Origin of the sequence: Mycobacterium sp. (assembly GCF_019247635.1) — a bacterium.
In the GTDB taxonomy this organism is placed as follows: domain Bacteria; phylum Actinomycetota; class Actinomycetes; order Mycobacteriales; family Mycobacteriaceae; genus Mycobacterium.
This window is the reverse complement of the sequence record NZ_JAFBAR010000020.1, coordinates 47,155-55,703: the sequence shown is the minus strand read 5'-3', so window position 1 is coordinate 55,703 and position 8,549 is coordinate 47,155. Positions and strand designations below refer to the sequence as shown.

The window sequence follows — 8,549 nt, the reverse complement described above, 5'->3', positions numbered from 1 at the left end:
AGGTTGGGACCTTCGGCCAGGAATCGTCCCGCACGCCGTCGACCGATGGGACGGTGCAATTTGACCGCCGCGGCCACCCTGGCCGAGCGCTCGGTCAGCGCAGAGCCCGGAGTCAGGCAGCCTCTCCAGAGGGGGCGTTGACGTCTTCGGGCAGCGCCGCCCTGGCGACCTCGACCAGCGTGGTGAACGCCGCCGGGTCGGTGATCGCGATGTCGGCGAGGTTCTTGCGGTCCACCTCCACGCCCGCGGCCTTGAGGCCTTGGATCAGGCGGTTGTAGGTGATGTCGTTGGCCCGCGCGGCCGCGTTGATCCGCGAGATCCACAACTTGCGGAACTCGCCCTTGCGCGCGCGACGGTCGCGGTACGCGTAGTTCAGCGAATGCAGTTGCTGCTCTTTGGCTTTGCGGTAAAGCCGGGATCGCTGACCGCGATAGCCCTTCGAGGCCTTCAGGACGCTGCGCCTCTTCTTGTGGGCGTTGACCGCCCGCTTCACGCGTGCCATTGGATGTTCCTACTCTCGTTCAGGCAGTAAATGGTCTGTAGATGGTGAGGCTGGTTTCAGCCGTGGAGTAGCGAGTTGACCCGCTTGGTGTCATTGGCCGAAACAGTGGTGCGGCCGTCGAGCCGCCGGGTTCGTTTGGTCGGCTTGTGCTCGAGCAGGTGCCGACGGTTGGCTTTCTGCCGGACGATCTTTCCGGTACCGGTACGGCGGAACCGCTTCGACGCCCCGCTGTGGGTCTTGGCCTTGGGCATGTGTCCTCTTGTTCTGTGTAGCTCTTTGCTTGTCAGTTCGGTGCGGCGGTGCCGTCGCCTGCCGCCGTGGGTCCCTCCGGGTGCCGCGCCCTAGCGCGGGTCTTCGCGCCGCGGTGCGGTGCCAGCACCATCGTCATGTTCCGCCCGTCCTGCTTGGCGGAGGTTTCGACGAATCCGTAGTCGGCGACGTCGGCGCCAAGCCGCTGCAGCAGTCGGTAACCCAGTTCGGGTCTGGACTGCTCGCGTCCGCGAAACATGATCGTGACCTTGACCTTCGATCCAGCCTCCAGGAAGCGGACCACGTGGCCCTTCTTCGTCTCGTAATCGTGGTCGTCGATCTTTGGGCGCAGCTTTTGCTCTTTGACGACGGTCTGCTGCTGGTTCCTGCGGGACTCGCGCGCCTTCTGCGCCGCCTCGTACTTGTACTTCCCGTAGTCCATGATCTTGCAGACCGGCGGTCTGGCGTTCGGAGCAACTTCGACAAGGTCGAGATCGGCGTCCGCGGCAACGCGGAGTGCGTCTTCGATACGCACGATGCCTACCTGCTCCCCCCCCGGGCCGATCAGTCGAACTTCAGGTACGCGAATGCGCTCGTTGACGCGGGTCTCAGTGCTGATGGGGCCTCCCTTTATGGTCTTCCAGTTCTGACCAGCGACGGGAAAGCGTCGGGATTCAGCAGCGAGGAAATGCCACGCCATCAGCAAAAAAGCCCTGCATAAGCAGGGCCCAATGCCGACCGATCGCGGCTCGAGCCGCCCGCACCATGCGCGGAACAGGCATTACCACATGCCTGTGACCGGACCGCATAGCCTGGAAAGCGTTTCGTGGCTAGCGGTGGGAGTGGGACTCCACTTAACTGTCCCTGGCGTTCGCCGGGATGGTCGCGAAGGTCAGTCTAGCAGCCACGAGGCGTAGATCGGGACGCTGCCGATCAGAGCGATCGACGAGGGGATCTGCAAACGCGCCACCATGTCTTGGCGCTTCGCCAGGATTTTCACGGGTTGAAGGAATATCCTCGCGGTCTGTGACACTCGCTACGCCGCGTTCAGCCAATCGGGCGCGTTCCCGGTTTCGCTGGGTACCTGCCGCCGCCGGCTGGACCGTCGGCGTTATCGCCACCATGTCGCTGCTGGCCAGCGTGTCACCGCTGATCCGGTACCTGATCAAGGTTCCGCGGGAGTTCATCAACGACTACCTGTTCAACTTTCCGGACACCAGCTTTGCGTGGTCGTTCATCCTTGCGCTGCTGGCCGCCGCCCTGACCGCGCGCAAACGCATCGCCTGGCTGTTGTTGGTCGGCAACCTCGTCCTGTTCGCGGTGCTGAACGTGGCCGACATCGCCGCCGGCGGCAACACCGCAGCGGAGAACTTCGGCGAAAACCTCGGATTCGCGGTACACGTGATCGCGATCGTCCTGCTCGTCTTGGCCTATCGGGAGTTCTGGGCCAAGGTCCGCAGGGGAGCACTGTTCAAGGCCGCGGCGGTGCTTCTCGCCGGCGCCGTCCTCGGAATCCTGGCGTCCTGGGTTCTGGTGGAGATGTTCCCGGGCTCGCTGGCGCGGCAGGACCGCTTGCCCTACGTGGCCAACCGGGTGGTCGGCTTTGCCCTCGCCGACCCGGACCTGTTCACCGGTAGGCCGCACCCGTTCCTCAATGCGGTCTTCGGGTTGTTCGGAGCCCTCGCGTTGATCGCCGCCGCCATCGTGCTGTTTCAGTCCCAGCGCGCCGACAACGCGCTGACCGGTCAGGACGAGTCCGCTATCCGTGGGCTGCTCGAACTGTGGGGCAACAGCGACTCGCTGGGCTACTTCGCCACCCGCCGGGACAAGTCGGTGGTGTTTGCGCCAAGCGGCCGGGCCGCCGTCACCTATCGAGTCGAGGTCGGGGTCTGCCTGGCCAGCGGGGACCCTGTAGGCGATCCCAGGGCCTGGCCGCAGGCCATCGCGGCATGGCTGGACCTGTGCCAAACCTACGGCTGGGCGCCCGGCGTCATGGGCGCCAGTTCCCAAGGGGCCCCGGTATATCGCGATGCCGGACTCAACGCCCTGGAGCTGGGTGACGAGGCCATCTTGCACACCGCCGACTTCAAGTTGTCCGGCCCGGACATGCGCGGCGTTCGTCAAGCGGTGACGCGGGCGCGCCGGGCCGGTCTGACTGTACGCATCCGGCGCCATCGCGACCTCTCCGCCGAGGAAATGGCCGACACCATTTCGCGCACCGACGCCTGGCGGGACACCGAAACCGAACGCGGCTTCTCGATGGCCCTGGGCCGCCTGGGTGATCCGGCCGACGGCGACTGCCTGCTGGTCGAGGCGATCGACCGCAACGACGAGGTGGTCGCGATGCTGTCGTTGGTGCCGTGGGGAAACACCGGAGTTTCGCTGGACTTGATGCGACGTTCTCCGCAATCACCCAACGGGACCATCGAACTCATGGTGAGCGATCTCGCGCTAAACGCGGAAAGCCTTGGCCTGACCCGCATTTCGCTGAACTTCGCGATGTTCCGGTCGGCGTTCGAGCAGGGTGCCCAACTCGGCGCCGGACCGGTCGCGCGGATGTGGCGGGGCTTCTTGCTGTTCTTCTCGCGATGGTGGCAGCTGGAGACCTTGTACCGCTCGAACATGAAATACCAGCCCGAGTGGGTGCCGCGGTACGCCTGCTACGAGGACGCCCGGCTGATTCCGCGGGTCGGGGTGGCCTCGGCCCTCGCCGAGGGTTTCCTGGTGCTGCCGTTCAATCGACGCGAAAAGGAACACACCGGCCACCATCCGGCCGTGCCGGAACGGTTGGTCGAATCCGGCCTGCTGCATGCCGACGGGTCGACCCCGGATGTGCGCCAACTACAGCAACGCAGCGACGAAGCCGCCGCAGTCGAGACGAAAGCCCGTCTGCCCGAGCAGGTCCGGGTCCGGATGACCAAGCTGAGGTCGTTGCAGCGCACCGGCGTTGACGCTTACCCTGTGGGATCTCCGCCCAGCCACACGGTCGCCCAGGCGCTAGACGCGGACGGCAAGGACACCATCTCGGTGTCCGGACGCATCCTGCGGATACGCGACTACGGCGGCGTGCTGTTCGCGCACTTGCGGGATTGGTCGGGGGAAATGCAGGTGCTGCTGGACAATTCAGTCCTGCAGTGCGGCCGCACCGCGGACTTCACCGCGGCCATCGATCTCGGCGACCTGGTCGAGATGACCGGGCAGATGGGCTTCAGCAAAAAGGGCGCGCAATCACTGATTGTCCGCGACTGGCGAATGATCGGTAAGTGCCTGCGGCCCTTGCCGAACAAGTGGAAGGGCCTGACCGATCCGGAGTCGCGGGTGCGGACTCGCTACGTCGATCTGGCGGTCAACGCCGAGTCGCGCGGCCTGATCACCGCCCGCAGCAACGTATTACGCTCGGTGCGGGAAACGCTGTTCGCCAAGGGATTCATCGAAGTCGAAACCCCGATCCTGCAGCAGATCCACGGCGGGGCTACCGCCCGGCCCTTCGTCACACATATCAACAGCTATGACATGAACCTGTTCTTGCGCATCGCGCCAGAGTTGTACCTGAAGCGGCTGTGTGTCGGCGGTGTTGAGCGGGTGTTCGAGTTGGGGCGCGCGTTCCGCAACGAAGGTGTGGACTTCAGTCACAACCCGGAGTTCACCTTGCTAGAGGCCTACCAGGCGCACGCCGACTACCGAGTGTGGATCGACGGCTGCCGCGAGCTGATCCAGAACGCAGCCCAGGCCGCCCATGGAACGCCAACCGTGATGCGACCCAAGACCGACGATGCCAGTGACGGCCTCAGACCGGTCGACATCTCGGGGGTGTGGCCGGTAAAGAGCGTGCACGAGGCGGTGTCCGAAGCGCTCGGCGTAGAGGTCGGCGCGCACACGGGTCTGACCAAGCTACGCAAGTTGTCTGATGCTGTGCGTGTTCCGTACCGAGCGCATTGGGATGCGGGCGCGGTGGTGCTGGAGCTCTATGAGCACCTGGTCGAGGCGCGGACCGAGCAGCCGACGTTTTACATCGACTTTCCGACGTCGGTATCGCCGTTGACCCGCCCGCATCGCAGCAAGCCCGGCGTCGCCGAACGCTGGGACCTGGTGGCCTGGGGCGTCGAATTGGCAACGGCGTACAGCGAACTCACCGACCCGGTGGAGCAGCGGCGCCGTCTGCACGAGCAGTCGCTGTTGGCAGCCGGCGGCGACCCCGAGGCAATGGAGCTCGACGAGGACTTCCTGCAGGCGATGGAGTATGCGATGCCACCGACCGGCGGCCTGGGGATGGGCGTAGACCGTCTGGTCATGCTGGTCACCGGTCGCAGCATCCGCGAGACGCTGCCATTCCCGCTGGCTAAGCCGCATTAGCGGACCTCGGACGCGTTTTGGCTTGCGGACTCAAAGTCGAGGATCAAGCCGGTCAGATTGCTGACGCCATGGCAGCAAAACTGCCGAAATGACGGCGGCTGACGGTGGCCCCATCGCGGACAATGTCGAAACGACAACCCCAGTAGCCTGTCAGACATGCCCGACGAACCGACAACTCCCGACCCCGGCTATGACGACTCAGGTGTACCGACCTTCGAATCGGTCCGCGAGAAGATCCAAAGCCGCTACGGCAGCGCGGCGGGCGCTTCCGAACTTGCTTCTGAGAGCCAGGAAGGTCGCGAGGTCGAGGAGCAGTACGAGGAACGTCAGCGAGCGGCGGCCGAGCGTCTGGCGCAGATCCGGGAATCGATGCGCACCGATGAGTAAGGCCCGGCACTTGGTTGGGCACCTGCCGGCTCCGCTTAACCGCTGATCGATCCTGCGGCCACGGCGTGAAAATCGCGAGAAGCCAGCCCTGAGCGCAGGATCGATGCCACGAACGCAGGCTCGACGCGCAAAGCCGATTCAGGCGCTGACTTTGCGGCGCTTGCCCGAACGCGGCGGCGTGCTGGCGGGCGCCGCGTTCAGAACCTCGGCGAGAAACTTCCCGGTGTAGCTCTCTGGTATGGCGGCGACGTCCTCCGGAGTTCCTTGGGCGACAACGGTTCCGCCCTCGGCACCGCCTTCGGGACCCATGTCGACGAGCCAGTCCGACGTCTTGATCACGTCCAGATTGTGTTCGATCACGATCACCGTGTTGCCCTTTTCGACGAGGCCGCTGATCACGTTCAACAGCTTGCGGATGTCGTCGAAATGCAAACCGGTGGTGGGCTCGTCGAGGATGTAGATCGTGCGGCCCGTCGAGCGTTTCTGCAACTCGGAGGCGAGCTTGACCCGCTGCGCCTCACCGCCGGACAACGTGGGCGCGGGCTGCCCTAGCCGGACGTAGCCCAGGCCGACGTCGACCAGCGTGCGCAGATAGCGGTGGATGCCTGAGATCGGCTCGAAGAACTCCGCCGCCTCCTCGATCGACATGTCCAGCACCTCGGAGATGGTCTTGCCCTTGTAGTGCACCTCGAGGGTTTCCCGGTTGTAGCGGGCACCGTGGCACACCTCGCACGGCACATACACGTCGGGCAGGAAATTCATCTCGATCTTGATGGTGCCGTCGCCCGTGCATGCCTCGCAGCGGCCCCCCTTGACGTTGAACGAGAACCGGCCGGGTTGATAACCCCGGACCTTGGCCTCGGTGGTGGCCGCGAACAGGGTGCGGATCTTGTCGAACACCCCGGTATAGGTGGCCGGGTTGGAGCGCGGCGTACGCCCGATCGGCGACTGGTCGACGCGCACCAGCTTGTCCAGATGATCCAGACCCGTGACGCGGGTATGGCGGCCCGGTACGTGCCGGGCCCCGTTGAGCCTGTTGGCCAGCACCGCGGCCAGAATGTCGTTGACCAGCGTGGACTTGCCGGAACCGGACACGCCCGTCACCGATGTCAGCACGCCGAGCGGGAATGACACGTCGATGTCGCGCAGGTTGTGTTCGCGCGCGCCGACGACGGTGAGCAAACGCCGCTTGTCGATGGGACGCCGCATCGAGGGCATCTCGATGCTCTCCTTGCCCGAAAGGTAGGCGCCGGTGATGGAGTCCGTGTTGGACAGCAGATCGCCATAGGTCCCGCTGTGCACGATGCGGCCACCGTGCTCGCCGGCCCCGGGCCCGATGTCGACGACCCAGTCGGCGTGCTCAATGGTGTCCTCGTCATGCTCGACGACGATCAGTGTGTTGCCCAAATCCCTCAGCCGGGTGAGGGTTTCGATGAGACGACGGTTGTCGCGCTGGTGTAGCCCGATGGACGGCTCGTCGAGCACGTAGAGCACGCCGACCAGCCCTGAGCCGATCTGGGTGGCCAGCCGGATGCGTTGCGCCTCACCGCCGGACAATGTGGCAGCCGCCCGCGACAGCGACAGGTAGTCCAGCCCGACGTCGAGCAAGAAGCCGAGCCGCGACTGGATTTCCTTGAGCACCTGCCCGGCGATGGCCTCCTCCCGAGCACCCAGCGTCAACGCGTTGAGAAAATCTGAGCAGTCCGCTATCGACAACTCGCACACCTCGGCGATGGACTTGGCGCCGCGCTCCCCGGCCGCCAGCGTCACCGCCAAGATCTCCGGCTTGAGCCGAGTGCCCTCACACACCGGGCACGGCACATCGCGCATGAAGCCCTCGTAGCGCTCCTTCATCTGATCGGACTCGGTCTGGGCCATCTTGCGCTGCAGAAACGCCAGCACGCCCTCGAAATCCGCATAGTACGAACGGGTTCGGCCGTAGCGGTTGCGATACCGCACGTGCACCTGCTCGGTGGAGCCTTCCAGGATTGCCTTGCGCGCCTTGAGCGGCAGCTTGCGCCAGGGCGTGTCCACGTCGAAGCCGAGTGCGTCACCGAGCCCGGCCATCATGCGCACGAAGTACTCGGCGGTATGGCCCGTCGACCACGGCGCGACCGCGCCCTCGGCCAGCGTGCGATCCGGGTCGGGCACCACCAGATCGGGGTCGACCTCTTTCTGGACGCCCAAGCCGGTGCATTCGGGACAGGCACCGTAGGGCGAGTTGAACGAGAACGACCGCGGTTCCAGGTCGTCCACAGCCAGCGGGTGGCCGTTGGGGCAGGCCAGTTTCTCGGAGAACCGTTGCTCACGCGGGCGGTCGTGGTCGTCACGATCGTCGGGGAACTCAAGCACCACGATGCCGTCGGCAAGGTTCAGCGCGGTCTCCACAGAGTCGGTGAGCCGCTGCTTGGCGGTGACCTTGACGGTCAGGCGATCCACCACCACCTCTATGTCGTGCTTTTCCTGCTTCTTCAGCTTCGGCGGGTCGGTCAGCGAGTGCACCACGCCGTCAACCCGTACCCGGCTGTAGCCCTGCGCGTTGAGCTTGTCGAACAGGTCGGCAAACTCGCCCTTACGGGTGCGTACCACCGGTGCGAGCACCAGGAACCGAATGCCCTCCTCCATCGCCAGCACTTGGTCCACGATTTGCTGGGGCGTCTGGCGGGCGATCCGCTCACCACAGATCGGGCAGTGCGGCGCGCCGGCCCGCGCATACAGCAAACGGAGATAGTCGTACACCTCGGTGATGGTCCCCACCGTCGAGCGCGGGTTGCGGTTGGTCGACTTCTGGTCGATGGACACCGCGGGCGACAGCCCCTCGATGAAGTCGACGTCGGGCTTGTCCATCTGCCCGAGGAATTGGCGAGCATAGGCCGACAGCGACTCGACGTAGCGCCGCTGCCCTTCGGCGAAGATGGTGTCGAATGCCAGCGAGGACTTGCCCGACCCGGACAGCCCGGTGAAAACGATCAGGGCGTCGCGGGGCAGGTCCAGGTCGACGCCGCGCAGGTTGTGTTCGCGCGCACCCTTGATGATCAGGCGCTCAGCCACTCAAGCC

6 protein-coding genes and 1 pseudogene are annotated in these 8,549 nt (G+C 65.2%); 2 read left to right on the top strand and 5 right to left on the bottom strand.

Going from position 1 to position 8,549, the window contains the following annotated elements; all coding sequences use genetic code 11:
* The 4 genes and pseudogenes from JO236_RS03430 to infC all read right to left on the bottom strand — a co-directional run.
* Nucleotides 1–98 (bottom strand): annotated as a pseudogene (locus tag JO236_RS03430) (RNA methyltransferase); the annotation flags it as partial.
* Nucleotides 99–112: 14 nt separating this feature from the next.
* Nucleotides 113–502, bottom strand: coding sequence for a 50S ribosomal protein L20 (gene rplT, locus JO236_RS03425; RefSeq protein WP_293324737.1), 390 nt, complete (start codon nucleotides 500–502; stop codon nucleotides 113–115).
* Between the two features lie 56 nt (nucleotides 503–558).
* A complete protein-coding gene (gene rpmI, locus JO236_RS03420; RefSeq protein ID WP_293324735.1) occupies nucleotides 559–753 on the bottom strand; it encodes a 50S ribosomal protein L35 in 195 nt (64 codons plus the stop codon).
* A gap of 32 nt (nucleotides 754–785) precedes the next feature.
* Entirely contained in the window at nucleotides 786–1,370 is a 585-nt protein-coding gene (infC, locus tag JO236_RS03415; protein WP_293324748.1) for a translation initiation factor IF-3, read from the bottom strand.
* A 407-nt stretch (nucleotides 1,371–1,777) separates the two neighbouring features.
* On the opposite strand from infC, the gene lysX reads away from it, so the two are divergent.
* Nucleotides 1,778–5,104: a bifunctional lysylphosphatidylglycerol synthetase/lysine--tRNA ligase LysX gene (gene lysX / locus JO236_RS03410; protein ID WP_293324731.1), complete on the top strand. Its 3,327-nt coding sequence runs from the start codon at nucleotides 1,778–1,780 to the stop codon at nucleotides 5,102–5,104.
* Nucleotides 5,105–5,260: 156 nt separating this feature from the next.
* Nucleotides 5,261–5,491 carry a hypothetical protein gene (locus tag JO236_RS03405; protein ID WP_293324728.1) on the top strand — a complete coding sequence of 77 codons (231 nt, stop codon included), beginning with the start codon at nucleotides 5,261–5,263 and terminating at the stop codon, nucleotides 5,489–5,491.
* A gap of 138 nt (nucleotides 5,492–5,629) precedes the next feature.
* Here JO236_RS03405 and uvrA read toward each other — a convergent pair whose 3' ends face one another.
* Nucleotides 5,630–8,542, bottom strand: a complete 2,913-nt coding sequence (gene uvrA / locus JO236_RS03400) for an excinuclease ABC subunit UvrA (RefSeq protein ID WP_293324725.1) — start codon at nucleotides 8,540–8,542, stop codon at nucleotides 5,630–5,632.
* Between the last annotated feature and the right edge of the window lie 7 nt (nucleotides 8,543–8,549).

Excerpts from the sequence above, each read along its gene's own strand:
- JO236_RS03405 (WP_293324728.1), top strand. The coding sequence starts at position 5,261 with ATGCCCGACGAACCGACAACTCCCGACCCCGGCTATGACGACTCAGGT.
- rplT (WP_293324737.1), bottom strand. The coding sequence starts at position 502 with ATGGCACGCGTGAAGCGGGCGGTCAACGCCCACAAGAAGAGGCGCAGC.
- rpmI (WP_293324735.1), bottom strand. The coding sequence starts at position 753 with ATGCCCAAGGCCAAGACCCACAGCGGGGCGTCGAAGCGGTTCCGCCGT.